Source organism: Streptomyces sp. NPDC058052 (assembly GCF_042885515.1).
In the GTDB taxonomy this organism is placed as follows: domain Bacteria; phylum Actinomycetota; class Actinomycetes; order Streptomycetales; family Streptomycetaceae; genus Streptomyces.
Genome location: NZ_JBHVRX010000038.1, coordinates 42598 through 66961, shown reverse-complemented (window position 1 = coordinate 66961; position 24364 = coordinate 42598). Strand labels below are relative to the sequence as shown.

20 protein-coding genes are annotated in these 24364 nt (G+C 74.1%); 9 read left to right on the top strand and 11 right to left on the bottom strand.

What is annotated here, in order from left to right:
* Positions 1-78 precede the first annotated feature (78 nt).
* On the bottom strand, positions 79-741 hold the full coding sequence (locus tag ACFVU3_RS34655; protein ID WP_390072660.1) for a class F sortase: 663 nt from the start codon (positions 739-741) through the stop codon (positions 79-81).
* 427 nt (positions 742-1168) lie between these two features.
* Here ACFVU3_RS34655 and ACFVU3_RS34650 point away from each other — a divergent pair, with 427 nt between their 5' ends.
* Positions 1169-1654 carry a hypothetical protein gene (locus ACFVU3_RS34650; protein ID WP_390072658.1) on the top strand — a complete coding sequence of 162 codons (486 nt, stop codon included), beginning with the start codon at positions 1169-1171 and terminating at the stop codon, positions 1652-1654.
* A 99-nt stretch (positions 1655-1753) separates the two neighbouring features.
* On the opposite strand, the gene ACFVU3_RS34645 is transcribed toward ACFVU3_RS34650, so the two are convergent.
* The 3 genes from ACFVU3_RS34645 to ACFVU3_RS34635 form a co-directional block, all read right to left on the bottom strand.
* Complete coding sequence (locus ACFVU3_RS34645) at positions 1754-2314, bottom strand: hypothetical protein (protein WP_390072656.1); 561 nt, start codon at positions 2312-2314, stop codon at positions 1754-1756.
* Between the two features lie 164 nt (positions 2315-2478).
* A complete protein-coding gene (locus tag ACFVU3_RS34640; protein WP_390072654.1) occupies positions 2479-3243 on the bottom strand; it encodes a hypothetical protein in 765 nt (254 codons plus the stop codon).
* 76 nt (positions 3244-3319) lie between these two features.
* Positions 3320-3949: a hypothetical protein gene (locus ACFVU3_RS34635; RefSeq protein WP_390072652.1), complete on the bottom strand. Its 630-nt coding sequence runs from the start codon at positions 3947-3949 to the stop codon at positions 3320-3322.
* Between the two features lie 622 nt (positions 3950-4571).
* On the opposite strand from ACFVU3_RS34635, the gene ACFVU3_RS34630 reads away from it, so the two are divergent.
* Both ACFVU3_RS34630 and ACFVU3_RS34625 read left to right on the top strand, forming a co-directional pair.
* Positions 4572-5384, top strand: coding sequence for an SAM-dependent methyltransferase (locus tag ACFVU3_RS34630; RefSeq protein WP_390072650.1), 813 nt, complete (start codon positions 4572-4574; stop codon positions 5382-5384).
* Positions 5381-7558, top strand: a complete 2178-nt coding sequence (locus ACFVU3_RS34625; RefSeq protein WP_390072648.1) for a putative bifunctional diguanylate cyclase/phosphodiesterase — start codon at positions 5381-5383, stop codon at positions 7556-7558. The genes ACFVU3_RS34630 and ACFVU3_RS34625 overlap by 4 nt, the downstream gene beginning before the upstream one ends.
* Positions 7559-7703: 145 nt before the next feature.
* On the opposite strand, the gene ACFVU3_RS34620 is transcribed toward ACFVU3_RS34625, so the two are convergent.
* The 4 genes from ACFVU3_RS34620 to ACFVU3_RS34605 all read right to left on the bottom strand — a co-directional run bounded on the left by ACFVU3_RS34620 (position 7704) and on the right by ACFVU3_RS34605 (position 13532).
* Positions 7704-9881, bottom strand: coding sequence for a hypothetical protein (locus ACFVU3_RS34620; protein ID WP_390072646.1), 2178 nt, complete (start codon positions 9879-9881; stop codon positions 7704-7706).
* Between the two features lie 66 nt (positions 9882-9947).
* Positions 9948-11813, bottom strand: a complete 1866-nt coding sequence (locus ACFVU3_RS34615) for an NAD-binding protein (RefSeq protein ID WP_390072644.1) — start codon at positions 11811-11813, stop codon at positions 9948-9950.
* Positions 11814-11825: 12 nt separating this feature from the next.
* Positions 11826-13058, bottom strand: coding sequence for a cation:proton antiporter (locus ACFVU3_RS34610; protein ID WP_390072642.1), 1233 nt, complete (start codon positions 13056-13058; stop codon positions 11826-11828).
* A gap of 3 nt (positions 13059-13061) precedes the next feature.
* On the bottom strand, positions 13062-13532 hold the full coding sequence (locus ACFVU3_RS34605; RefSeq protein WP_390072662.1) for a cation:proton antiporter regulatory subunit: 471 nt from the start codon (positions 13530-13532) through the stop codon (positions 13062-13064).
* A 248-nt stretch (positions 13533-13780) separates the two neighbouring features.
* Between ACFVU3_RS34605 and ACFVU3_RS34600 the strand changes: the two genes are divergently transcribed.
* Together ACFVU3_RS34600 and ACFVU3_RS34595 are read left to right on the top strand one after the other, a co-directional pair.
* Complete coding sequence (locus ACFVU3_RS34600; RefSeq protein WP_390072640.1) at positions 13781-14926, top strand: HAMP domain-containing sensor histidine kinase; 1146 nt, start codon at positions 13781-13783, stop codon at positions 14924-14926.
* Positions 14923-15591 (top strand): response regulator, encoded by a 669-nt coding sequence (locus ACFVU3_RS34595; RefSeq protein ID WP_390072638.1) that lies wholly within the window; start codon positions 14923-14925, stop codon positions 15589-15591. Before ACFVU3_RS34600 ends, ACFVU3_RS34595 begins: the two co-directional genes overlap by 4 nt.
* A 5-nt stretch (positions 15592-15596) precedes the next feature.
* Here the strand turns inward: ACFVU3_RS34595 and ACFVU3_RS34590 are convergent, their stop codons facing one another.
* Positions 15597-16502, bottom strand: coding sequence for a LysR family transcriptional regulator (locus ACFVU3_RS34590; RefSeq protein ID WP_390072636.1), 906 nt, complete (start codon positions 16500-16502; stop codon positions 15597-15599).
* A 97-nt stretch (positions 16503-16599) separates the two neighbouring features.
* Here ACFVU3_RS34590 and ACFVU3_RS34585 point away from each other — a divergent pair, with 97 nt between their 5' ends.
* The 4 genes from ACFVU3_RS34585 (at position 16600) to ACFVU3_RS34570 (ending at position 20778) form a co-directional block, all read left to right on the top strand.
* Entirely contained in the window at positions 16600-17328 is a 729-nt protein-coding gene (locus ACFVU3_RS34585; RefSeq protein ID WP_390072635.1) for a succinate dehydrogenase, read from the top strand.
* Positions 17329-17330: 2 nt separating this feature from the next.
* Positions 17331-19277 (top strand): fumarate reductase/succinate dehydrogenase flavoprotein subunit, encoded by a 1947-nt coding sequence (locus ACFVU3_RS34580; RefSeq protein ID WP_390072633.1) that lies wholly within the window; start codon positions 17331-17333, stop codon positions 19275-19277.
* The gene (locus tag ACFVU3_RS34575) at positions 19274-20017 is read left to right on the top strand and encodes a succinate dehydrogenase/fumarate reductase iron-sulfur subunit (protein ID WP_390072632.1); all 744 of its coding nucleotides are present in this window, start codon (positions 19274-19276) and stop codon (positions 20015-20017) included. The genes ACFVU3_RS34580 and ACFVU3_RS34575 overlap by 4 nt, the downstream gene beginning before the upstream one ends.
* Before the next feature lie 80 nt (positions 20018-20097).
* Positions 20098-20778, top strand: a complete 681-nt coding sequence (locus ACFVU3_RS34570; protein WP_390072630.1) for a DUF5701 family protein — start codon at positions 20098-20100, stop codon at positions 20776-20778.
* On the opposite strand, the gene ACFVU3_RS34565 is transcribed toward ACFVU3_RS34570, so the two are convergent.
* Positions 20775-23195 carry an ATP-binding cassette domain-containing protein gene (locus tag ACFVU3_RS34565; RefSeq protein ID WP_390072628.1) on the bottom strand — a complete coding sequence of 807 codons (2421 nt, stop codon included), beginning with the start codon at positions 23193-23195 and terminating at the stop codon, positions 20775-20777. The genes ACFVU3_RS34570 and ACFVU3_RS34565 overlap by 4 nt on opposite strands.
* Positions 23196-23204: 9 nt before the next feature.
* Positions 23205-24302 (bottom strand): LLM class flavin-dependent oxidoreductase, encoded by a 1098-nt coding sequence (locus ACFVU3_RS34560; protein WP_390072626.1) that lies wholly within the window; start codon positions 24300-24302, stop codon positions 23205-23207.
* Positions 24303-24364 lie beyond the last annotated feature (62 nt).

The following is a 24364-nucleotide window of genomic DNA, read 5'->3' as shown; positions in this document are numbered from 1 at the left end:
GATCGCTCGGAGATGTGTATAAGAGACAGGATCGGGCCCCGGGGGCGTCCCCGGGGCCCGATCCGCGCGCGGGACGGTTCAGCGGGAGCCGACCATCCGCGCGTAGACGACCACGTTCCCGTCGTACCCGTTCGCCCGGGTGTAGCCGCCGCCGCAGGTGATGACGCGCAGCTCCGGGTGGCCGGTGTCCCCGTAGACCTGCGGGCCCGGGAAGTCCTGCTTGGAGTAGACCTCGACGCCGTAGATCTCGAAGACCGCCACCCGGCCGTCGTACCGCTCGACCTCCACGTGCTGGCCCTTCTCCAGGGAGCCGAGGCCGTAGAAGACCGCGGGGCCGCTGTTGTTGTCGACGTGCCCCACGATCACCGAGGTGCCGCGCTGGCCGGGCGCGATGCCGTTCTGGTACCAGCCGGCCAGATTGGCGTCCTGCGGGGGAGGGGCCGCCACCCAGCCGTCCGCGTCGAGCCCCACGTCCATCATGGGGGCCGCGACCTCGATCGCCGGGATACGGATCCGCGAGGCGGGCGCGAAGGGCAGCGGCTGGACGCCCGCCGACGCCTCCGCGGGCGGCGGGACGACCGGACGCGCCACCGGACGGGCCGCGGCGGCCGGCTGCGGCGGACCTCCGGCGACGTCCACGCCGTTGCGCATCATCGCGAGTCCGGACAGCATGGCGAGGGCCAGGACGCCCCAGGGTTGTCGTCTCCTGCGTGCAGGGACGCGGAAGTCCTTCGGGGGCATGGTTCTCCCTTCGTGGCGACGTGTGAACGGTAAGGGCGGCTCCGCACCCCTGCCCCCCGGGCGACCCGAACGGGTAACCCCCGCCGCCGTACGGGTGGCGGCGCGCCGCACGGGACCGCGGACGGTGGCCGGCCCGGAACCGACCCTCCGTCAGAAACCGTGCGGACAGGGCCTCCCGGCCACCGCTGCGCGCCTCGGGTGACAGCGCGCTGACCCATCCGAGTACTCGTCCGACAATCGTTTCGCACGCCCCTGACCTGCGGCTGAGCGGCTCCGCGCAACTCGATCGGCGGCATGACCCCTCACCGGACCGGCCCAGTGCCGAGGTGCAGGGAGGGGTCCGAGTTGTGATGGTTCGTCATGGAAGGCGTACTCGTCGAATCTCCCGGAGCACCGCTTCGGGGCGTCTTCCACTGGAGGTTCAACCATGCGTGCTGCACGCACTCTGGCGGTGACCGCCACCGCGTTCGCGGCGGTCGCCCTCGCCGCACCCCTCGCCGCCGCCACCAACGGTCCGAGCAACGTCCAGGTCAATCCCTTCGACGTCCACGCGGGATCGACCATCACGATCACGGCCAAGGGCTGCGGCCATGGAGGCACCGTCACGTCCAACGCCTTCCCGGAGACCAACCTCTCGGTCAACTCCAACGGCCTCTCCAGCGCGATCGCCCGGGTCTACAACAACGCCACGCCCGGCAACTACAACCTGGCCGTCAAGTGCAGCGACAGCTCCCGCGTCGTCACGCACCCGTTCCGCGTGCTCGCGGGCCGCGGCGCCCAGGGCGGTCTCGGCGGTTCGCTGGCGCCCAGCTCCACCGAGATGGCCATCGGCGGCAGCCTGGTCGCCGCGGCCGCGCTCGGCGGCGGTGTCTTCGTCCTCCGCCGCCGCCGCATGACCGGCGCGGGTGCCTGACCGGTCGAACCTCCCGGTCGGCCCCCTGTGCCCGCCGCCCCCGTGTTCCGGAAGGGACCCGGGGGCGGCGGGCTTTCCGCGGCACGGGCGCGGTCCGGCTCAGTGCCGGCGTTCGCCCGCACGGCGCCGGACCACGTACGCCGTGCCCGCCGCCGCGGCGAGCACCAGGGCCGTGCCGGCCGCCAGCGCCGACGATCCGAGACCGCTCTGGGAGCCGCCGAGGCCGCCCTGCACGCCGCGCGGGGTGAGCAGCACGGTCGACCGGGCGGTGGGGGACAGCGTGGCCACTCCACTGATGGTCAGGTCCACGGTGTCCTGTACGCCGCCCGAGCAGTTGAACGCCACCGTGTACACGGCGCCGGGCTTGGCGTCCGTGTCGACGGTGGCGGTGACCGCCGAACCCGGCGCGATCTGGACGGTGTCGAAGATGCCCGCCGTCGCCGTCGCCGTACTGGCGCAGCCGGGGGCGCTGAGCGTCACCCGCCCGCCGGGGCGGACGAGCGACGGGGAGACGACGAAATCGCCCGGGGCCTTGGCACCCCGCACCCGCGGGTTCGGCGCGGGCGCACCGTCGGCCGCGTGGGCGACGGTGACGGGGGCGGCCAGGGCGAGGGCGGCCGCCCCCAGCAGGGCGGTGGACGCGGCACGTATCGCGCGCATGGTGATTCCTCCGGGTCCCGAGGGCCGGCCGCGGCGGTTTGGCCGCGTGGAGCCTGCGTGCACCTCGTTGCCCGAAACGCTAGGAGCGCACTATCACAGCCGCGATCCCAGACGTGCGAATGGGGCACGCGTGTCCCCCGGGCGGCCCAGTCCCACCCTCCCGGCTACTCCGTGACCTGCGGGAACAGATCGGTGAACGGCGCGTCGGTGGCGGCCAGACCACGGCCGAACGGGGCGTCGAAGTCCCAGATCAGGAAGAGCAGGAAGGCGATCAGCGCACTGTAGAGGCCCGCGAGCAGCACCTCGCGGCCGGTGCGCCGGATCTGGAGCGTGAAGATCAGGCCCACCGAGACCAGGGCGCCGATGATCAGACCGAACCAGACGACCCCCGGCATGGTCTCGCCGGCGCTCTGGCCGCGGGCGCCGCGCGCGTCGTCGGCGACCATGACCTGGTCGACCAGCGGCTGGTACGCCTGCCCCTCGAAGTCGTTCGCGGGCTCGTAGTCGGTCACGCTGCGGCGCACCTTCTGGAGCAGGGCGTCGCCCTCCGCGGTCGTCTCGCCCTCCTCGGCCATGTGCGGGAACTCCTCGTTCACCACGTAGGAGACGTACGCGTCGACGTCGGAGCGGATCCGGTCGCGGACCACCACCGGGTAGACCTCGACGCGCTCGGAGATCTCGTGCAGGGCCTGCGCCTCCTGGCGCACCACCTCCTGGGCGGCGCCGCGCGCCTCCCACACGCCGGCGATGGCGAGGCCGAGGACGATCGCGTAGATCACGCCGATCATCATCGTCATGTACTCGATGACGTCGGGGGTCTCGTTGGGGTCGTCGTCCTCGGGGATCCGGCGGTGGTTGATGACGACGATGGCCAGGACGACGGCGCAGGCGGCGGCCATCGCCAGGGTCAGGACGAGCCATTCGGACATGGTTGTTCGGTCTTCCTCACGGGAGTGCGGGGGAGCTCGGCGGAGCTCTGCGGGTTCGGGTGGCGCGGGGGCCGGATCACCGGGATCGCGGGCGCAGGATCGCGGTGGCGATCACGGCGGGCGCGGTGATGAGGAGCATCGTGGTGACGGGTGATCCGGTGCTCTTCGGCTGGGGCCGCGAGGCCCGCTTGTAGTGCGGGAGGGCGACCGGGGCCGCGGGGGCGGGGCGGGGCGCCGCCGCCGGGGCCGGTGGCGGCGCCGGGGGAGCGGGCGCCGGCGGCTCCTCGGGCGCCGGGGTGGCGGGCGCGGGAGACGGCGGTGCCGGGGCCGGCCGCGGTGCCGGGGTGGCGGCGGGCGGCGCGGGCACGGGGCGGGGAGCGGGTGCGGACGGCGGAAGCGGCGGGGGCGTCGGGCGGACCGGCTCCGCCGGCGGAGGCTGCGCGGGTCCTGGGACGGGCGGCCGCGGCGGCGTCGGCACCGGCGGCTCCATGGACGGGGGCTGAGGCCGGCCCGGGGGCGACGGGGTGGGCTTCGGCGGCGGGGAGCACGCGCCCGGGCCGATGACCGCGACCGAGGTGTGCGAGCCGTTCGGCCCGGCCGTGGCGTAGGCGCAGGAGTCGGCGGCCGCCGGCGCGGGCGCGGCGAGCAGCCACACCAGCCCGGCGGCCGCCAGCGACCGCGTGAAGGGTGATCCGTACAGAGACACGCCGACGAGCTTGAACACATGGACGCCGAACCGGGGCCCGAATGCGGGTGGATTCCCCGGATGGTGGGGATCTCGCGATGCGCGGTTTGACGTTTTTCCGTCCCGCTCTCCGATCACCGGGCGGAAGGGGTCGCCGCGGGGCGCCTCCGGCGCGCGTTCAGGGCGCGTTCGGAAGAGCGCGCGGTGAAGAGGAGAGGAGGGCGGACGGGGCGTGGAAGAGGTGCGGACCGGGGTAGGAAATGGCCGACGGGAGCCGTCGCGGGGTCCGTTCGGAAGAACTGTCCGGTTGTCGCCCTGCCGGGGGTTCCGCCCTCGGGAGTGATCGGCGCCGACGGCGGGGTCCGGCCGTGCCGACCGCCGAGGTGCGGGCGGGTGCGCGGGACGCGCAACTGCCGTGACGGGTGCGGCCGGAGAGGCGTCGCACGCTCATCTGCACGTGAATGTGCACGGCCTGAAGGCGTGAACTCTTCGTTCCGCGCGCACGTGCCAAAGGCGTGTGACGAAGAACGGACCGCGAATTTCCGTTTCCACTCGCTCTCTCGGCGGGCGATCAGTAGCCTCACCTCGAACACGGCCGCGAACACCGGGCCGCATCCCCCGTGGCGACTTGTTGGAGACATTGATGGAGCGTCCCGCCTGGGCTCCGCCGGGTATCGACATTTCGGTACCGAGCGTGTCCCGTATGTACGACTTCTATCTGGGCGGCTCGCACAATTTCGAAGTGGACCGGGAAGCGGCCCGCAAGGCCATGGAGTTCCTGCCGGGCCTCCCCAAGATCATGCAGGCGAACCGGGCGTTCATGCGCCGCGCCGTCCGCTTCGCCGTCGACAACGACGTCACCCAGTTCCTCGACATCGGCTCCGGCATACCCACCTTCGGCAACGTGCACGAGGTCGCCCAGGCCGCCGACCCCGCCGCCCGGATCGTCTACGTCGACCACGACCCCGTCGCCGTCGCCCACAGCCGGGCGGTCCTGGACGGCGTCGACGGCGCCGCCGTCGTCTCCGCCGACCTCCGCAAGCCGGCCGACATCCTGCGCAGCCCCGAGGTCACCGGCCTGCTCGACCTCGACCGGCCGGTCGCCCTGCTGCTCGTCGCCGTGCTGCACTTCCTGGAGGACGCCGACCGCCCGCACGAGGCCGTCACCGCACTCCTCGACGCCCTCGCCCCCGGCAGCCTCCTGGTCGTCACCCACGCCTCGTACGAGGGCATCCCCGTGGACGAGGAGCGGGCCGGCGGCACCGTCGAGGTGTACCGCTCCACCCGCAGCCCCCTGGTGATGCGCTCCCGCGACGAGATCGCCGGCTTCTTCGCCGGCACCGCCCTCGTCGAGCCCGGCGTCGTCTCCATGCCCCACTGGCGGCCGGACAGCCCGGCCGAGGAGGAGGATCCCTACGCCTTCTCCGGGTTCGCAGGTGTGGGGCGCAAGGCGTGAAGGTGCCGTCGCAGCCGTCCGGCAACGTCGCGGAAGCCGACGGCCCCGAGGACAGACTCAGGCGGTTCGTCACCATCTGGGGCCGGGCCATCTTCCCGGTGACCGCCACCTCCCTCACCCGCGCCGAGTTCGAGGGCCACCTCCTCCCGCTCGCCCGCCTGCTGTGCGACGCGCTGCTCGCCCGGCCCTTCGACACGGCCCCCGCCCAGCGGGCCGGCGCCGGACTGGTCGACGCCCACTGCACCGACCCGGACGCGCTCGGCCGCAGCCTCGGCGTCGTCGACTCTTACCTCGTCCTCTACTGCGGCACGGACCCCGAGCTCACCGCCGAGGAACTGCGGGCCCGTTGCGCCCGCCTCCAGCACGCCATGGCCACCGGCTACGCCCAGGCCCTGCGCGAGCGGACCCGCGCCGAGCAGGAGGCCATCGCCCGCTCCGCGCTCTCCGCCCGCAGCGCCGCCGAGATCGCCCTGCACGCCACCGAGAGCCGCTTCCGGGCCGTCTTCGACGGCGCCGCCATCGGCATCGGCATCGCCGACCTCGAAGGCCGGCTCGTCGAGATCAACGACACCATGACCCGCATGTTCGGCGGCGTCGAGGCCCACGTCCGCAGCCGCAACGTCAGCGAGTGGGTCCACCCCGAGGACGGGCCGCACGTCTGGCGGCTCTACGAGGAACTGGTGCGCGGCGAACGCGAGCAGTACCGGGTGGAGAAGCCGTACTACCGCGGCGACGGCACGGTCCTGTGGACCAACCTCACCGTCTCCCTGCTCCGCGACGCGGAGGGCCGGCCCCAGTACCAGCTGGCGCTCATGGAGGACATCACCGAACGGCGCCTGCTCCACCTGCGCCTGCGGTACGAGGCCACCCACGACGCCCTCACCGGGCTGCCCAACCGGACGCTGTTCTTCGAACGCCTGGAGAAGGCCCTCGCCCCCGGCACGGCCGGAGAGGACGGCCGGTTCGGCCTCTGCTACCTGGACCTCGACGGCTTCAAGGCCATCAACGACAGTCTCGGTCACTCCGTGGGCGACCGGCTCCTCGTCGAGGTCGCCGACCGGCTCCAGGCGTGCGCCACCGGCCCCGGCGAGATGGTCGCCCGGCTCGGCGGCGACGAGTTCGTCGCCCTCACCACCGGCTCCGGCGGCGAACGGGACGCGACCGCGCTCGCCGACCGCATACTCGCCGCCCTCGCCACCCCCGTCGGCGTCGACGGACGCGAACTGACCGTGCGCGGCAGCCTCGGCGTCGTTGAGGGGCCCTCAGGCGAACGCACCGCCGCCGAGGTGCTGCGCAGCGCCGACATCACCATGTACCGGGCCAAGTCCGCGGGCGGCAACCGCTTCGAGCTCGCCGACCCCGAGGCCGACGCCCGCGCCATCACCCGGCACGGCCTCACCACCGCCCTGCCGACCGCCCTGGAGCGCGGCGAGTTCTTCATCGAGTACCAGCCGCTCGTCCACCTCGACGACGGCAGCGTCCACGGCGCCGAGGCCCTCGTCCGCTGGAGCCACCCCCAGCACGGCGTCCTCGGCCCCGACCGCTTCATCCCGCTCGCCGAGGACACCGGGCTCATCGTGCCGCTGGGCCGCTGGGTCCTCCAGGAGGCCGTCCGGCAGGCCCGCTCCTGGCAGCTGGAGAACCCCGGCACCGGCACGCCGCTCCGCATCAACGTCAATCTGTCGCCGACCCAGCTCCACCACCCCCGGCTGGTCGCCGACACCGTCGACGTCCTGGAACGCGCCGGCCTCGCGCCGGGCGCGCTCTGCCTGGAGGTCACCGAGTCCGCCCTGATCGGCGCCGACGAGGACCTCCTCAAACCGCTGCGCCAGCTCGCCGAGATGGGCGTCGACATCGCCCTCGACGACTTCGGCACCGGCTACTCGAACCTGGCCAACCTGCGCCGGCTCCCGGTCAGCGTCCTCAAGCTCGACCGCTCCTTCACCCGGGGCATGCAGCAGCACCCGGTGGACCCCGTCGACCTGAAGATCGTCGAGGGCATCGTCTCGCTGGCCCACAGCCTCGAACTCGCCGTCACCGTCGAGGGCGTCGAGACCGCGGCCCAGGCCGAACGCCTCCGCGAGCTCGGCTGCGACACCGCCCAGGGCTGGTACTACGCCCGCCCCGGCGCCCCCGACCGGATCCACTCGCTGGTCCTCGCCGACGCGGTGTGAGCACGCACGGGTGTGGGCCCGGTCCTCGTGAGGACCGGGCCCACACCCGTGAAGCGCGAGGGGGCGAGGAAAGCGGAGGGACTATGTCATCAGGAGTATGAGAAGGAAGCCCCTCCATGGCCTCGCCCCGCACCGACCGTAACACTCAGGCGGGCACGAGGTCGCGCAGATTTTCCGGCGTCACCACCCGGGACCCCGGAGCCAGCCCCTCGGGCCGTTCGAGACCGAGGTACGTCACCGGCTCCTCCGGCACCGCGCCGCCGGACCACTCCGTGACCTCCGCGCCCGACTCCCTCATCAGATCCACCAGATGACGGACCGTCACCGGTACGTGCTCGACCGCGCCGCGCAGCAGGACCGCCAGCGAGACCCGGTGGTCCTCCACCTGGTTGCCGGACGGCGTGCCCCGCAGGCACAGGTGCAGCCAGTGCGCGTGCCACCGCCCCTCCTCGTCCTTCCGGAAGGCCACCGGCAGCGCCACCCGCCCCGGTCCGCGCAGGTCGGACTTCATCCGGACCGTGCGCGGCTCGAAGGGCCGGCCGCCCTGCTCGGCCTCGCGCAGCATGTAGCCGAAGAAGGACTCGGCCGTCTCCTCGAAGTTCTCTCCGGCGAACACGTGCACGTGCGGCACCACGAACGTGCCGCGCACCGCGCCGAGCCGCAGCTCGATGAACTCCGAAGCGCCGTCCGGGGCTTCGGTCACGTCTCCGGAGTGCCGGCCCTCCACCGTGGTCAGCTCCGTGTACGACAGCCAGGAGACCGTCGCGTACCGCTCGTCCAGGAGCAGCGCCGACAGGTCCAGGTCCGTCGTGCGCCGTGCCTCCTTCCAGTACATGAAGAACCGCAGCAGCTCGCCGTCGACCGGCGAGACCGAGCCGCGCGGCAGCACCCCGAACCCGCCCGACGACGCCCGGCCGCTGAGCGGCAGCGCCACGTCCAGGACCGCGGGGTCGACCAGCAGGCGCCCCGTCGCCGGAAGCCGCCGCCGCGTCTCCCCGTCGAGCAGTGCGAGCAGCCGCCGCTGGACGTCCCTCGGCAGGTCGCGGCGGCCGTCCGCCGTCACCCACGCGGTGCCGCCGCGGTTCACGAACAGGCGCCGGGGCGCGCGCGGTCCGCCGTGCCGGTTCTGCAGGTGCTCCCGCACCGACAGCACCACCCGGCCCGCCACCCGCGGCGCCACACGCTCCGCCGCCGCGAGGACCGCCTCCCGCCCGGCCCCGTCCGCCGCCGTGCGCAGCAGCCGGTCCAGGGCCCGGAAGAGCCGCCCGGGCGCGGCCGCCGCCAGCAGCTCCGCGGCCCCCGGCACGTCGTCACGGGCGAGCAGCGCCTCCACCCGGGCGTCCAGCGACGGCGCCCGCATCTCGCCGCGGGCCACCGCGAACACCTCGGCGGCGTGCGGCCACGCGGGGTACTCGTGCGGGTGCAGCCGCTCCCCGAGCCGCTTCCACGCCTCCCGGTCCCGCCCGACGTCGGCCAGTTTCTCCGGAGCCGCCGCCACCACCGCGTCCAGGCCCGACAGGAGCGCGCGCCGCAGCGGCCGGGACAGGGCGCGGAAGCGGGTCGGCTCCCGCAGCGTCACGTCCCCGTCCGACAGCGCGCACGCCAGCCGCAGCACGTCCGTCACCGTGTCGAGCAGCGGCGCGGCGCCGACCCGCAGCCGCGCCGCGTTGACCACGGCCCGGTTCTCCCGGACCGGGATCCCGGCCGGCTGCGGCCCGTCCGCGCAGTGCTCCGCCAGCACCGCGAGATCCGCCAGGTGCTCGTCGCCCAGCGGCGTCACGGAGCCCGCCAGCGACCGGTAGAGCGCGTCGATCTCCTCCTCGGCCGGACCGCCGGCGCCCAGTACGGTCAGCCGGTCCCCGGCCGCCGCGAGCAGCTCCTCGTGGACGGCGAGCAGCTCCTCGTGGGTGTGCTGGTAGCGGCCGTACGCGGGCAGCGTCAGCAGGTTCAGGACCCCGGCGCTCAGCTGCGCCTCGACCGCGCCGCGAGCCGTCGGCTCCGCCAGCGCGCTGCGCACGCAGTCGAGCCAGAACTCCTGGGTGTCGGGGACGTTGGCCGGGAAGTCGATGAAGTAGCTGGTGTGCCGGACGTGGTCGCCGACCTGCTCCCGGACCGCGTCCAGGGCCCACCGGGCCAGCTCGACGACCGTCGCCCCGGCCCGCTCGGACAGGGCGCGCAGCAGCTCGGGGGAGAGGGCGAACCCCGCGGTCCGCAGCGCCGCGTCGAACTGACGGGCGGCGGTGGCCCCGTCCCCGGCGGGGCCGGTGGGGACCGGCAGCCGCAGGGTGTGCCGGACGAGCAGACGTTCGAGAGCGTGGTCCATCCCGTGATGCTCGCAGCCCGCCCGACCGGTCCGCACGCGGATTTCGTACGGGGCGTGGGAGCGGCCTCAGGCGCTCAGGCCCACCTCCGGCGGCGCCTGCGCCGGACCCGTCTCCGGCGCCGCCTGCGCCGGGTCGGGGTCCGGGGCGGGAGGGCGCGGCCCGCCCAGGAGCTCCGGGAGCCCGGACCGCGTCGCCGCGACCACCACCCGGTCCCCGGGGCGGAGCACGTACCCCGGGTGGAGCTCCCACAGGAGCGCCGGCGGGTCGTCCCCCTCGCCGGTGCTGGTGTCGAGGGCGAGGACGCGCCAGGCGCCCGGCCGGAACGCCTCCGCCACCGTGCGGCCCTCCAGCAGGTCCTGGCCCGCCACCTCGACCGCGGCGAAGAGGAGCACCCGGCGCTCCACCGGGATGGCGCCCAGGATCTGGCGGCCCATCATCGCGGCCGCGAAGGCCGGGGCCGACAGCGTGGAGACGCTGCGGCTGCGGGTGAGGGCGTCCGGATGTGCCGCGCGGAGCGTCCGGTAGACGGTGGTCGCGAAGTCGTCGTCGTAGAGGCGGAGGGCGACCAGCAGGTCCGGCGCCAGCGTGCGGGCCGCCAGCACCGCCTCCAGATTGGTGGTGTCGGCGCTGGTCAGGGCGAGCAGCGCGTGCGCGCGGTGGACCTTCGCCGCCTCCAGGACGCCTTCCTGGGTGACGTCGCCGAGGACCACGGGGACGCGGAGCCGCCGGGCGTACGGGATGCCCCGCGCCTCAGGATCCTCCTCCACGCACACCACCGGCACCCCCAGCTCGCGCAGCCGCACCAGCACCCGCGTACCGATCCGGCCGAGACCCAGCAGCACCACGTGGTCGTCCAGGCCGCGCGGCGGGCGGCGCAGCGCGGCCGCGCTGCGGTACGCGCCCAGCGCCTCCAGGGCCCCCGCGATCAGCAGCGGCAGCAGTGCGAGCCCCAGGAGCCCGGCGAGGAGCTGGAGCACCTGGCGGGCCGTCTCCTCGCCCACCGCCGGGTCGCCGATCGCGAACAGGTCGAGGAGCGTCAGATAGGCGGCGTGCAGCGGGTGCTCGTCCGTCGCGACGATCGCGGCGACGGTCAGCGCCGTCACGGCCGCGACGACCCCGACGAGCGCCCAGCGCAGCCGGGGCGACAGGAGTTCGCGGGGCGACGCGCCCCGGCTCGCGCGGCGGCGGGGGAGGGCCGGCTCGCGGCCGATCGCCTCCAGGACGACCGCGCCGCGCCCGGCCGCCGCCCGCACCTCGGCGTCGTCCGGCAGCAGCAGCGGTGCGAAACCGCCGCTGCTGTCGGAGCCGTCCGCGCCGGCCGGGTCGGTGCTGGTGGAGGAGAGCAGGGCGAGCGTGGCCAGACCGGGCTCGGCGAGCGCGTCCGGATCCTCCGGCAGCCGCTCGGCGGCCCGCAGCAGCAGACCGTCGGCCTGCACCACCTTCCGCGTCCCGGCGACGGCCGTGGCGGCCAGCGCGGGCGCGGCGGTGTCGGCGTCGGACAGCACGATGGTGGCGGCGTCGCGCGGCTCGGGTCCCGGGCCGGCTCCGGCGGCGAGCTGCTCGCCCGCCCGGTCCAGCAGGTCGGCCATCCGGTGCCCGAGGTTGCGGTTGTACATCCGCAGCACCAGCCGCACGCCCGGCGCGAGCCTGCGGGCCAGGAACGCGGCCCGCATGTTGACCTCGTCGTCCTCGTACAGCAGCGCCAGCGCCTCCGCCTCGCGCACCCCCGCCCGGAGCAGGGTCGGCTCGTCGGGCGCCGTGCCCTCGGCGTACCGGATCCGCGCGTGCGGACCTCCCGGACCGGGTGCGACGAGGACGACGTCCCGCCGGTACACGTCGGCCAGTTCCGCGGCGAGCCGGTGCGCGAGCGCGTCGTCCCCGAGGACGAGCATGGCCCGCTCCGCCGTCGTCACCCCCGCTGCCTCCCCCATGGCGGCCTCCGCTCAGCGCTCGTGGCGGACGGGCTCGGCGAGCGGCAGCCGCTCCTCCGCGGGGCCCGGGTCCGCGACCGGCCGGCTGCGGCGGGCGGTGACCCAGGTGGCGACGGGCTCCGTGTAGCGGGCGGTCAGCGGGCCGACGACGACCAGGATGAGGACGTACGCGGTCGCCAGCGGGCCCAGCGAGGGCTCGATCCCGGCGGAGACGGCCAGTCCCGCGATGACGATGGAGAACTCGCCGCGCGCGACCAGCGTCCCGCCGGCCCGCCAGGCGCCCTTCGCGGAGATGCCGTTGCGGCGCGCGGCCCAGTACCCGGTGGCGATCTTCGTACCGGCCGTGACCACGGCCAGCGCCAGCGCGGGCAGCAGGACGGGCGGGATGCTCGCCGGGTCGGTGTGCAGTCCGAAGAAGACGAAGAACACGGCGGCGAACAGGTCCCGCAGCGGGCTGAGCAGATGGTGCGCGCCCTCCGCGACCTCCCCGGACAGCGCGATGCCGACGAGGAACGCGCCGACCGCCGCCGAGACCTGGAGCTGCTGGGCGATGCCCGCGACGAGCAGCGTCAGCCCCAGGACCACCAGGAGCAGCTTCTCCGGGTCGTCGCTGGAGACGAAGCGGGAGATCAGCCGCCCGTACCGCACGGCGACGAAGAGCACGAGCCCGGCGACGCCCAGCGCGATCGCGAGCGTCGCGCTGCCCGCGGCGAGCCCGGCCCCGGCCAGCAGCGCCGTCACGATCGGCAGGTAGACGGCCATCGCGAGGTCCTCCAGGACCAGGATGCTCAGCACCACCGGGGTCTCCCGGTTCCCGAGCCGGCCCAGGTCCCCGAGCACCTTGGCGATGACCCCGGACGACGAGATCCACGTGACCCCGGCCAGCACCACCGCCGCCACGGGCCCCCACCCGAGCAGCAGCGCCATCGCCGCTCCCGGCAGCGCGTTGAGCGCCCCGTCGACGAGTCCGGCCGGGTACTGCGTCTTCAGATTGGTGACCAGATCGGTCGCCGTGTACTCCAGACCGAGCATCAGGAGCAGCAGGATGACCCCGATCTCGGCCCCGATGGCGACGAACTCCTCGCTGGCGCCGAGCGGCAGCAGCCCCCCTTCGCCGAAGGCGAGACCGGCCAGGAGATACAGGGGTATGGGCGAGAACTTCAGCCGCCCGGCCATCCGGCCGAGCAGGCCGAGACCGAGGATGATCGCTCCGAACTCGATGAGGAAAACGGCGGACGAATGCACCGATCACTCTCTTCCGAGGATAGTGGCGGCGGCGTCGACGCCTTCGTGGGTACCGATGACGATGAGGGTGTCCCCGCCGGCGAGCCGGAAGCCGGGGCCGGGGGAGGGGACGGCGTCCGCGCGGCGCAGGACCGCGACGATGGAGACGCCGGTCTCCGTGCGCATGCGGGTCTCGCCGAGGGTGCGCCCGTTCCAGTGGGAGACGGAGGACAGCTCGATGCGTTCGGCCACCAGGCCCAGCTCGGTGGTGTGGAGCAGGTTCGGACTGTGGTGGGCGGGCATCAGCGCGTCGATGAGCGCGGCGGACTCACCTGCGGTCAGGTGCAGGGACTGCAGGCAGGCGTCGGGGTCGTCCGAGCGGTAGACGTTGACGCTGCGCGTGCCGTCGCGGTGGGCGATCACCGACAGGTGCCGGTGTTCCCGGGTGGTGAGGTCGTACTGGACGCCGACGCCGGGCAACGGCGTCGAGCTCATCCGTGAAGTGGGCACGGCCCGGACTCCTCGTGTCGTCTCTGCGGGGGCGCGCGGCGAGGAGGCCGGTGGCCCTCCGCACGGGCGGGCGGTCCGGGGCCGCGGCCGGTCCATGCTGCCATCTCCGGGGGCCTTCGCACATGGGTGCCGGCACGGATGGACAGGGGCCCCGGCCGGGCCGCAGGATGGAACGGCGAATAGGCTTCTGCGCAGGTCAGACGGGTGCGAGCGGAGTCGGGGAGAGCGAGACGGTGTCACTGTACGGACGGATCTTCCTCCTCAACGCGGCCGTGCTGGTCCTCGCCGCCGGGCTGCTCCTCGGCCCCGTCACGGTCTCCACCCCGGTGCTCCTCGGCGAGGCGATCGTCGTCGTCTGCGGCCTCGTCCTCATGCTCGTCCTCAACGCGGTGCTGCTGCGCGTCGGCCTCGCCCCGCTCGGCCGGCTCGGCCGGGCGATGGCCACGGCCGACCTCCTCAAGCCCGGCACCCGCACCGAGGTCACCGGCCGCGGCGAGATCGCCGACCTGACCGGTGCCTTCAACGCCATGCTCGACCGCCTGGAGACCGAGCGGGCCACCAGCAGCGGCCGCGTCCTCACCGCGCAGGAGGCCGAACGGCAGCGGATCGCCCGCGAACTGCACGACGAGGTCGGCCAGACCCTCACCGCCGTGCTCCTCCAGCTCAAGCACACCGCCGACCACGCCCCGCGGGAGCTGCGCGAGGACCTGCGGCAGGCACAGGAGACCACCCGGGCGAGCCTGGAGGAGATCCGCCGGATCGCCCGCCGGCTGCGCCCCGGGGTCCTGGAGGAGCTGGGCCTGCACAGCGCCCTGCGCTCCCTCGCCGGCGAGCTCTCCACCCCGGGCCTGCGGGTCACCACGCACCTCGCGCCCGCCGCCGGCCCGCTCGACCCCGCGACGGAACTCGTCGTCTACCGGGTCGCCCAGGAGAGCCTGACGAACGCGGCCCGGCACGCGGGCGCCGGCCACGTCGAGCTCCGCCTCGGTCCCGCCCCGGGCGGCGGCACCCGCCTCCTCGTCCGCGACGACGGACGGGGCACGGACGGCGCCGCCGAGGGCGCCGGCATCGGAGGCATGCGGGAGCGCGCCCTGCTGGTCGGCGCCGAACTGCGGGTGGGGCCGGGGGAGACGGGAGGCACGGAGGTACGCCTCGACCTGCCGGTCCGGCGGACGGCGGACCCGGCGCCCGTCCCCGCGGCGGCTCCGGTCCCGGTCCCGGTCCCGGTTCCGGTGCCGGTTCCCGCGGCCGCACCCGCGCCGGGAGCCGTACCCGTGCCCTTGCCCGTACCCGCGCCTCGGCGCGCACCCGCGCCCGAGCCCGTATCCGCGCCCGCACCCGACCCCGTACCGGACCCGACTCCTGGACTCGAGCGATGACCTCCTCCGTACGCCCGCCCGCCCGGATCCTCCTCGTCGACGACCACGCGCTGGTACGGCGGGGAGTCCGGCTGATCCTCGACGCCGAGCCGGACCTGGAGGTCGTCGCGGAGGCGGGGGACGGGGCCGAGGCCGTCGCCGCCGCGCGCGCGGACGGCGGGCTCGACCTGGCCGTCCTCGACATCGCGATGCCCCGGATGACCGGGCTCCAGGCGGCCCGCGAACTCGCCCGGCTCCGGCCGGGACTGCGGATCCTGATGCTGACCATGTACGACAACGAGGAGTACTTCTTCGAGGCGCTGCGGGCCGGCGCCAACGGGTACGTGCCGAAGTCCGTCGCCGACCGGGACCTGGTCGAGGCGTGCCGGTCGGCGCTGCGCGACGAACCGTTCATCTACCCGGGCGCGGAGACCGCGCTCATCCGCAGCTACCTCGACCGGGCGCGGTCCGGCGCGGGCCTGCCCGAGCGGCCGGTCACCGAGCGGGAGGAGGAGATCCTCAAGCTGGTCGCGGAGGGGCACACCTCCAAGGAGATCGGCGACCTGCTCTTCATCAGCCCGAAGACGGTGGAGCGGCACCGCGCCAACATCCTCCAGAAGCTCGGGCTGCGCGACCGGCTGGAGCTGACGCGGTACGCGATCCGCGCCGGGCTCATCGAGCCCTGAACCCGCTACGGCGCGTCCGGTGCCGGCTTTCCGCGCCGCGAGGCCATCAGCAGCCGCTGGAGCTCGCGCGCGGCCCGCGGCGGGGCCACGTCGCTGCGGTGCGCCAGGGCGATGGTGCGGCGCAGGCCGGGCCGGGCGAGGGCGGTGACCCGCAGGTCGCGTCCGGCGCGGGCGGCGACCATGGCCGGGACGACGGCGAGCCCGAGCCCGGCGCGGACGAACCCGAGGACCGCGTCCAGCTCGCCGCCCTCGACCGTGAAGGTGGGTTCGAAACCGGCCGCCCGGCAGGCGCCCACGGTCAGTTCCCGCAGGTCGTAGCCGTGCCGGAACATCACGAGCGGCTGGTCGCGCAGATCGGTGATCCGCACCGGGCGGCGCGGCGGCGGCGCGGAGGCGGCCGAGACGACGACCAGGTCCTCGCGCAGCAGCTCCACGGTGGTCAGCGCCGGTGACGGGGTGGGCAGCGGCAGCACGACGAGCGCCAGGTCCAGCGCGCCGCGGGCCAGCTCCCGCACCAGGTCGTGCGAGCCGCCCTCCTCGATGAGCAGCTCGATCCCCGGGTGGAGGTCGTGGAAGGTGCGCAGCACGTCGGGGAGGAGGCCGGTGCAGAGGCTGGGGGTCGCGCCGAGCCGCACCCGGCCGCGCTTGAGCTGGGCCAGCTCCTGCACCTCGCGGCGGGCCGTCTCGGTGTCGGCGAGGATGCGGCGGGCGAGCGGCAGGAGGGCCTCGCCGGCGTCGGTGAGCGCGATGTTGCCCCGGGCCCGGCTGAACAGCTCCGCGCCCAGTTCCTGCTCCAGCGCCTTGATCTGCTGGGAGAGCGAGGGCTGCGAGACGTGGACGCGTTCGGCGGCCCGGGTGAAGTGGCGGGTCTCGGCGACGGCCACGAAATAGAGGAGCTGCTGGAACTGCATGACGCCCAGCCTAGGGCACGCGCATAGCTTCAGCCTATGGAGATCAGCCGGACCATGTCTTGGACCTCTCGGGTCCTTCGGCCCTAGCGTCGAGGACATGGCTCTGGCACCCAGCAAGGACACGGCGGCGCCCGCCCGCCCGCCGTCCCGCACCCCGTCCCGCGGCTTCTGGTCGTCGACCATCGGCAAGAAGACCGTGATGGCCGCGAGCGGCCTGATCATGCTCGCCTACCTGGTCGCCCACGTGGCGGGCAACCTCAAGGTCTTCTTCGGCCCGGAGGAGTTCAACGGCTACGCGCACTGGCTCCGCGTCATGGGCGCCCCGGTCCTGCACCACGAGTGGGGCCTGTGGATCGCCCGGGTGGTGCTCCTCGCCGCCGTGTTCGCGCACGCCGTCTCCGCGTACCAGCTCAGCCGCCGCGACATCAAGGCGCGCCCGACCCGGTACGCCCACAAGCGCAAGGGCTCCTCCTACGCCACCCGCACCATGCGCTGGGGCGGGATCATCCTCGGCCTCTTCATCGTCTGGCACGTCCTCGACCTCACCACCGGCACCGTCCACCCCGGCGGCTTCGAGGAGGGCAAGCCGTACCAGAACGTCATCGACACCTTCTCGACCTGGTACGGCAACACGATCTACATCGTCGCCATGCTCGCCGTCGGCCTGCACGTCCGGCACGGCTTCTGGAGCGCCGCCCAGACCCTCGGCGTCGGCAACGCCCGGCGCGAACGCGCCCTGCGCCTCGCCGCCGACACCCTCGCGCTCGTCCTGACCGCGGGCTTCATCGCCGTCCCCGTCGGCGTCATGACCGGAGTGGTGAACTGACCATGAGCTACCTCGACTTCCGCACCGGCGACCCGATCGCCGACACCAGGGCCCCGGCCGGCCCGATCGCCGAACGGTGGGACACCCGCCGCTTCGAGGCCAGGCTGGTCAACCCCGCCAACCGGCGCAAGCACCGCGTCATCGTCGTCGGGACCGGCCTCGCCGGCGGCTCCGCCGGTGCCACCCTCGCCGAACAGGGCTACCACGTCGTCCAGTTCTGCTTCCAGGACTCGCCGCGCCGCGCCCACTCCATCGCCGCCCAGGGCGGCATCAACGCCGCCAAGAACTACCGCAACGACGGCGACTCCATCCACCGCCTCTTCTACGACACCGTCAAGGGCGGCGACTTCCGCGCCCGCGAGTCCAACGTCCACCGGCTCGCCCAGATCTCCGTCGAGATCATCGACCAGTGCGTCGCCCAGGGCGTCCCCTTCGCCCGCGAGTACGGCGGCCTCCTCGACACCCGCTCCTTCGGCGGCGTCCAGGTCTCCCGCACCTTCTACGCCCGCGGCCAGACCGGCCAGCAGCTCCTCCTCGGCGCCTACCAGGCGCTGTCCCGGCAGATCGCCGCCGGCAACGTCGAGATGCACGCCCGTACGGAGATGCTCGACCTGCTCGTCGTCGACGGCCGGGCCCGGGGCATCGTCGCCCGCGACCTGATCACCGGCACGATCTCCACCCACTACGCGGACGCCGTCGTCCTCGCCAGCGGCGGCTACGGCAACGTCTTCTACCTCTCCACCAACGCGATGAACTCCAACGCCACCGCCGTCTGGCGGGCCCACCGGCGCGGCGCGTACTTCGCCAACCCCTGCTTCACCCAGATCCACCCCACCTGCATCCCGCGCACCGGCGACCACCAGTCCAAGCTGACGCTGATGAGCGAGTCGCTCCGCAACGACGGCCGCATCTGGGTCCCCAGGGCCAAGGGCGACACCCGCCCCGCCGCCGAGATCCCCGAGGACGAGCGCGACTACTACCTGGAGCGCATCTACCCCTCCTTCGGCAACCTGGTCCCCCGCGACATCGCCTCCCGCGCCGCGAAGAACGTCTGCGACGAAGGCAGGGGAGTGGGCCCGGGCGGCCAGGGCGTCTACCTCGACTTCGCCGACGCCATCGCCCGGATGGGCCGCGCCGCCGTCGAGGCCAAGTACGGCAACCTCTTCGACATGTACGCGCGGATCACCGCGGAGAACCCGTACGAGGTCCCCATGCGGATCTACCCCGCCGTCCACTACACGATGGGCGGACTCTGGGTCGACTACGACCTCCAGACCACCGTGCCCGGCCTCTTCGCCATCGGCGAGGCCAACTTCTCCGACCACGGCGCCAACCGGCTCGGCGCCTCCGCCCTCATGCAGGGCCTCGCCGACGGCTACTTCGTCCTGCCCGCCACCATCAACGACTACCTCGCCCGCCACCCGAAGCCGGAGCCCGTCACCGACGAACACCCCGCCGTCCGCGAGGTGCTGGCCGAGACCGAGGACCGGCTCCACCTCCTCCTGGCCGTCGACGGCGACCGCACGCCCGACTCCTTCCACCGCGAACTCGGCGAGGTCATGTGGGAGTTCTGCGGCATGGCCCGCAGCGACGAGGGACTGCGCACCGCGCTCCGCCGCATCCCCGAGATCCGCGAGGAGTTCTGGCGCCGCATCAAGGTCCCCGGCACCGGTGAGGAGTTCAACCAGTCGCTGGAGAAGGCCAACCGGATCGTCGACTACCTCGAACTCGCCGAGCTGATGTGCCTCGACGCCCTGCACCGCGAGGAGTCCTGCGGCGGCCACTTCCGCGAGGAGTCCCAGACCCCGGACGGCGAGGCCGCCCGCCGCGACGAGGACTTCTCCTACGCGGCCGCCTGGGAGTTCGGCGGCACCGGCGGCGCCCCCGTCCTCCACCAGGAAACCCTCGACTTCGAGTACGTCCACCCCACCCAGCGGAGCTACGCATGAAGCTCAACCTGCGCGTCTGGCGCCAGCCGAACACCGGCGCCGAAGGCGCCATGGCCACCTACGAGGTGGACGGCATCTCCCCCGACATGTCGTTCCTGGAGATGCTCGACACCCTCAACGAGGACCTCATCCTGCGCGGCGAGGACCCGGTCGCCTTCGACCACGACTGCCGCGAGGGCATCTGCGGCGCGTGCAGCCTCGTCATCAACGGCGACGCCCACGGCCCCGAGCGCACCACCACCTGCCAGCTCCACATGCGCTCCTTCCGCGACGGCGACACCATCGACGTCGAGCCCTGGCGCGCCTCCGCCTTCCCGGTCGTCAAGGACCTCGTCGTCGACCGCACGGCCTTCGACCGGATCATCCAGGCCGGCGGCTACGTCACCGCTCCCACCGGCGCCGCGCCGGAGGCCCACGCGACCCCGGTGCCGAAGGCGGACGCGGACTCCGCCTTCGAGCACGCCGAGTGCATCGGCTGCGGCGCCTGCGTCGCCGCCTGCCCGAACGGCTCGGCGATGCTCTTCACCTCCGCCAAGGTCAACCACCTCAACGTGCTGCCCCAGGGCGCCCCGGAGCGCGAGACCCGGGTCCTCGACATGGTCGCCCAGATGGACGCCGAGGGCTTCGGTGGCTGCACGCTCACCGGCGAGTGCGCCACCGCCTGCCCGAAGGGCATCCCGCTGCCGTCGATCGCGGCCATGAACAAGGAGTGGCTGCGGGCCCGGCGCAAAGTGAGGTGACGCATTCCGCGAAGGGCGGGAACCACGCGTCGGCCCGGGCCGTTCTCCCCGGGCCGACGCCGTCCCGACAGAGGAGAGTCTTGCCCGACGCACCGCGCACCACCCCGTCCGCCTCCGCCTTCACCAGCGCGTTCCCGCTGCCGTCGCTCGCCGACCAGGCCGAGCGGCTGATCGGCCTCGGGGTGCCCGCCCTCACCGGCATCGACGCCGGCGAGCTCCGGGCCTTCGCCGAGAAGGCCGCCGTCGACGCCCCGGCCGGCTCGCTGCTGGCCGTCCACCCGGACGCCGCGCCCGCCTCCGCCCTGGCCCCGTCGCTGAGGCTCGCGGACAAGCCCGGCTTCCTCGTGGTCGACATGGAGGACGTGGACGCCTTCACCCCGCAGGGCGTAGAGCTTCCCGACGGCCCCTTCTACCTGGTCCACGACCTGGACCGGGGCGACCACATGGGCAACTGGAGCCCCGAGGAGGCCCTGCCGGCCCTCACCGCCGTCGGGCGGACCCCGCTCGTCCTCACCGAGGGCATCCACTGGCTGCTCCAGCGGCCCGAGGTCCTGGAGCGCAACAAGTGCTTCATGACGATCGGTTCGCGCCTCCGCAAGGCCAACGGCTCCTTCGACGCCCGCACTCCGGCCATCTGGATCAGCAACGGCACCGGCCGCGACGGCAAGGAGCGCAAGGGCGCGCCCAAGGTCGGCTGGTGCTGGTGGAACAACCGCCACACCTGGCTCGGCTTCGGCTCGACCACCGGTCGCGCCGGCTAGTCCGCCCCCGCCGGATCCTGCCGGGCCGATCCGGAAGGAGACGCCTGGTCCGTCGCACCGGTGATCCCCAGGGCCCGGGCCAGATAGGGCGCGGTGCGGCTCTCCGCCGCCCGCGCCACCCGGTCCGGGGGGCCCTCGGCGACGATCCGGCCGCCGTCCGCGCCGCCGCCCGGGCCGAGGTCGACCACCCAGTCCGCGCCGGCCGCCACGTCCATGTCGTGCTCCACCACGACGACCGTGTGCCCGCCGTCGACCAGACCGCGCAACTGGCGCACCAGCACCTCGACATCGGCCGGATGCAGACCGGTGGTCGGCTCGTCGAGCACGTACAGGGTGTGCGCGCGGCGCGGTCGCTGGAGCTCGGAGGCGAGCTTGATCCGCTGGGCCTCGCCGCCCGACAGCTCGGTGGCCGGCTGGCCGAGCCGCAGATAGCCGAGCCCGACGTCGAGGAGGGTGGTGAGGCTGCGGGCCGCCGCCGGGACGTCCGCGAAGAACTCCGCCGCCGACTCGACGGTCAGGTCGAGGACTTCGGAGATCGTCAGGCCGCGCAGCCGCACCTGGAGGGTCTCCGGGTTGTAGCGGGCGCCGCGGCAGTCCGGGCAGGGCGCGTACGTGCTCGGCAGGAAGAGCAGCTCCACCGAGACGAACCCCTCGCCCTGGCAGGTCTCGCAGCGCCCGCCGGGCACGTTGAAGGAGAAGCGGCCCACCTTGTAGCCGCGGGCCCGGGCCTCCTCGGTCTCCGCGAAGAGCTTCCGCACCACGTCGAACAGGCCGGTGTACGTGGCCAGGTTGGACCGCGGGGTGCGGCCGATCGGCCGCTGGTCCACCGTCACCGTCCGTCCCGCGCCCTCCCCTTCGCCGGTGAGCGCCCCCACGAGCGTGGACTTCCCGGAGCCGGAGACGCCGGTGACGGCCGTGAGGGCGCCCCGGGGGAAGGCCGCGTCCACGCCGCGCAGGTTGTGCCGGGTGACGGGGCCGGTGCGCACCCACGCGCCGGGTTCGAGGGGCGGCCGCGCGGGCACGGGTTCCGGGTCGAAGAGGAAGCGGCGGGTGGCCGACTCCTCGACGTGCGCGAGGAGTCCGGGCGGACCGCTGTGGAGGACCCGGCCGCCGTGCTCGCCCGCGCGCGGGCCGACGTCGACGAGCCAGTCGGCGTGCCGGACGACATCGAGGTGGTGCTCGACGACGAAGACCGTGTTGCCCGCCGCCTTGAGCCGGTCGAGGACCACGAGCAGGGCCTCGGTGTCGGCCGGGTGCAGTCCGGCGGACGGCTCGTCGAGCACGTACACGACGCCGAAGAGACCGGCGCGGAGCTGGGTGGCGAGCCGCAACCGCTGGAGCTCGCCGTTGGACAGGGTGGGGGTGGTGCGGTCCAGGCCGAGGTAGCCGAGGCCGAGTTCGGTGACGGTCGCGATCCGGGCGAGCAGGTCCTCGGCGAGGACGCGCGCGGTCTCAGGGGCGCCGGGGGCGGCGGCCGGGGCCAGCACCTCCGCCAGCGCGGTCAGCGGCAGCGCCGCCAGTTCGGCGATGGTCCGGCCGGCGAAGGTGACGGCCAGTGCCTCCGGACGCAGCCGGCTTCCGCCGCACACCGGGCAGGGCGCGCTGGTGAGGAAGCGTTCCGCCTTCGCCCGCAGCGCGGGGCTCTTCGAGTCGGAGTAGGTGCGCAGGACGAGCCGCCGGGCCCCCGTGTACGTGCCCTGGTACGGGCGCTGGATCCGGCCGGCCTCCCGGACCGGGTGCACGGTGACGACCGGCTGCTCGTCGGTGAAGAGGATCCACTCCCGGTCCTTCGGGTCCAGCTCGCGCCACGGCCGGTCGACGTCGTGGCCGAGGGCGGCGAGGACGTGGCGGAGGTTCTTGCCCTGCCAGGCGCCCGGCCAGGAGGCGACGGCGCCCTCGCGGATCGACAGGCCGGGGTCGGGGACGAGGAGCTCCTCGCTGGTCTCGTGGATCAGGCCGAGGCCGTGGCAGGACGGGCAGGCGCCGGCCGCCGTGTTGGGGGAGAAGGCGTCGGAGTCGAGGCGGGGCGCCCCGGCCGGGTGGTCACCGGCGCGGGAGTAGAGCATGCGCAGCGAGTTCGACAGCGTGGTGACCGTGCCGACGGAGGAGCGGGCGTTCGGGGCGGCCCGCCGCTGTTCGAGGGAGACCGCGGGGGGCAGTCCGGTGATCTCCCCGACCTTCGGCGCGCCGACCTGGTGGATGAGCCGGCGGGCGTAGGGGGCGACGGACTCGAAGTAGCGGCGCTGGGCCTCCGCGTAGATCGTCCCGAAGGCGAGGGAGGACTTCCCGGAGCCCGAGACGCCGGTGAAGACGGTGAGGGTGTCGCGGGGGATGTCGACGTCCACGCTCCGGAGGTTGTGCTCGCGGGCGCCGCGGACACGGACGAAGGGGTCATGGCCGGAGAGGGGATCCTGCATCTGGAGATTTTATCCAATATCCGTTTCTCCGCCGGTCCGGGGGTGCTCCCGTCGGACGTTCCCGTCCCCCGGACCGGTGAGGGCGTCCCCGCCCCCGCGCGGCGCGAGCCCGGCGGCCCTGGCCAGCCCGCGGTACGAGGCGAGCAGCGCCTCCCGGTCGTAGGTGCTCGTCGTCACCAGGACCTCGTCCGCCCCGGTCTCCTTCACCGCGAGCGCCAGCCCCTCCGCCACCCGGTCCTCGGTGCCGTACAGGTGCCCGGTGAGGCCGTCCTCGTAGAGGCCGCGCTGGCGGTCCGTCATCACCAGCCCCTCGATCCGCTCCGGCGGCGCGAGGGGCGGGAAGTCGCCCCGGGTGCGGGCGTGCGCCGTCGCCCACGCCTCCGGCACGAGCAGCCGGCGGGCCTCCTCCCCGGTCGGGGCCACCGCGACCGTGCCCGCGACGACGACGTACGGCTCCCGGGCCCAGGCGGAGGGCCGGAAGGCGGAGCGGTACGCGTCCACGGCGGCGAGCAGCCGCTCGCGGCGGCGCAGATCGCCCACGACCAGCGGCAGCCCCGCCTCGGCCGCGATCCGGGCGCCCTCGCCCGTCGCGAGCACGAACGGCGGCACCCGCAGGCCCTCCGCCGGACGGGCGTGGACACCGGGGTGGCCCGTCCCGGTGCCGGTGAACCAGCCCAGCAGCTCCTGGATCCGCTCCGGGAAGGTCTCGGCCTCGTCCATGTCGTGCCCCAGGGCGCGGCGGACCCCGTCGGTGAAGCCCAGCGAGCGGCCGAGACCCATGTCGATCCGGCCCGGGAACAGCGACTCCAGGACGCCGAACTGCTCGGCCACCACCATGGGCCGGTGGTTCGGCAGCATCACCCCTCCGGTGCCCACCCGGATGGCCGAGGTGGCGCCAGCGATGGCCGCCGCGAGCACGGTCGGCGCCGAACCGGCGACGCCGGGCACGCCGTGGTGCTCCGAGACCCAGAAGCGGTGGTAGCCCAGCGCCTCCGCCTCCCGGGCGAGCCGGACGGTGTCGCGCAGGGCCTGGGAGGGTTCCTCACCCTCGCGCGTGCGGGAGCGGTCGAGGACCGAGAGGCGGAAACCCGGGGGCAGTGTGCTCATGCCAGGTCCAACGCGCGGAGGCCGCCCGCATTTCCCGGTGGCGCGAGCGGCGGGCCACGCGG